3 protein-coding genes are annotated in these 2,020 nt (G+C 65.5%); all 3 read left to right on the forward strand.

All coding sequences use genetic code 11. From position 1 onward, the window contains the following. On the forward strand, window positions 1–131 hold a 131-nt coding region (locus QWZ14_RS16760; RefSeq protein ID WP_290317917.1), incomplete at its 5' end, for a TauD/TfdA dioxygenase family protein. A 102-nt stretch (window positions 132–233) separates the two neighbouring features. Beyond that, a complete protein-coding gene (locus QWZ14_RS16765; RefSeq protein ID WP_456307248.1) occupies window positions 234–1,223 on the forward strand; it encodes a YeiH family protein in 990 nt (329 codons plus the stop codon). Between the two features lie 44 nt (window positions 1,224–1,267). Beyond that, the coding region (locus QWZ14_RS16770; protein WP_290317916.1) for a TauD/TfdA family dioxygenase at window positions 1,268–2,020 on the forward strand (753 nt) is incomplete at its 3' end.

The raw sequence follows: 2,020 nt of genomic DNA on the forward strand, positions 1-2,020 counted from the left end.
GCTTTCGTTGGCAGGAAAACTCCGTGGCATTCTGGGACAACCGTTGCGCCCAGCACCGCGCCATGTGGGATTACTGGCCACACACCCGCTACGGCAACCGGGTAACCGTAAAGGGCGACCGTCCAGTCTGACCTGATGCTCCAAGTTGACCTAAAGGCGGCGGGCATTTTGACCTAGAACGGGAGTGAGGCGTGGATACCACGCGAAAATTACTATCCTCTACTCCAACCAGGATGGCCGCCCCGGCTTCCTTCGCCGGACGCGTCCATGGCCTTGCGCCGGGCTTGGCTACCGCGTGTGCCATCGCGCTCGCCGCGACCGTCCTGCGGAATGCTACTGGCATTGCGGCGCTCAACCCGGTGGTCTTGGCGCTAGCAATAGGCATGGCGGTCCGGGCAATGCTCGGTGCTTCGCCGACACTCAGGCCTGGCATCGCCTTCGCAGTGCGACCGCTGCTACGCGCCGCGATCGTACTGTTGGGCCTCGGTGTGACCTTGGGGCAGCTGCTGGACCTTGGGATCGGCGCCCTGGCACTGGCCGTTGCTGTCGTGGCTTGCACCCTGCCCTTCACAATCTGGCTTGGCGGGCGCCTCGGGGTTGACCAGCCCTTGGCACAGTTGATCGGCGCCGGCACGGCAATCTGCGGCGCCTCAGCCATCGTCGCGGCGAATCAAGTCGCCCGGGGCCGGGACGAGGACGTCACCTACGCACTCGCTGTCATCACCCTCTGCGGCACGGCTGCTATGCTCGCCTACCCCGCACTCGCGGCTCCATTAGGACTTGATGCGCGCGCCTACGGGCTCTGGGCCGGCGCCTCCGTGCACGAGGTAGTGCAAGCCGTCGGCGCTGCCGCCGCAGGAGGGCCNCAGTCGGGCACGGTGATGAAGCTGGCGCGCGTGGTCCTATTGGCGCCAGCGGTGGCGGCACTCGGCCTGTGGGCCGGCCGGGGCGGCGGCACCAAGGCACCGGTACCGTGGTTCGCTTTGGGCTTTCTCGCTCTGGTGGCGCTGCGCAGCACCGGGCTCGTGCCCGACATCCTCGTAGATGCTTCCCGCACGCTGGTGCCGTTAATGCTTGCGACTTCGGTTGCGGCGCTCGGCTTGTCCACTGCTCTCGGTGCGCTACGCGCACGAGGTGCGGCACCTCTCCTGCTGGGAGTTGCCAGCACGCTGTTCATCGCCCTGCTTGGGCTGGCAGGAGTGAAGGTGCTGGAGGCGCTTTGACCAAGGCAATGTCCAGACGCACGACAAGCAGAGGAAGCATTCCTATGAACATGATGATGCCACCTGCTCAGCTCAACCCGGTTTCCGGCCCCTTCGTATGGTACGGGCCGGAGATGGCGAGGCGGACGGATTGGGTCCGGCCGCTCACGCCGGCCGAGATTACCGAACTCGAGACGGCGGTCGAACGGCTTGATGCTACAGGCATCGACATTGCCGAGATTGGCCCCAGCCACCTGGAGGTGCCCGGTCTTAGACCGCTGCTCGAACAGATCAAGCGCGCCGTGCTGAAGGAGGCTGGGTTCATCCTGGTACGCGGGGTACCAGTGGAGCGCTGGAGCCTGCGACAATGCGCCATTGCCTACTTCGGCCTTGGTGCAATGATCGGCGAGCCGGTGTCGCAAAACGCCAAGGGACACATCCTTGGCCACGTGAAAGACATCGGCGCGGACTATGCTCAGGCGACCAGCCGCGGCTATCAGACGGCAGCGCGCCTACCTTACCATACCGATAGCTCTGACATCGTCGCATTGCTCTGCCTGAAGCCGTCGAAGGCGGGCGGGCTGTCCTCCATCGCCAGCTCCGCCGCGATCTACAACGAGATGCTTAAGCGCCGACCCGACTTGGCCGCCGAGCTCACCAAACCGGTCTACCGCGATCGCCGGGGCGAGCTGCCGGAGGGCGCGGAGGAGTGGTACGCAGTGCCGGTCTTTAACCCGATGCCCGAGGGCGGCCTGATCACCACCTACGTCCGCAGCGCAATGCGCAAAGCGCAGCGCTTCCCCGCGGTGCCACGCACC

This window comes from Paeniroseomonas aquatica (genome assembly GCF_030409335.1).
Taxonomy (GTDB): Bacteria; Pseudomonadota; Alphaproteobacteria; order Acetobacterales; family Acetobacteraceae; genus Belnapia; species Belnapia aquatica.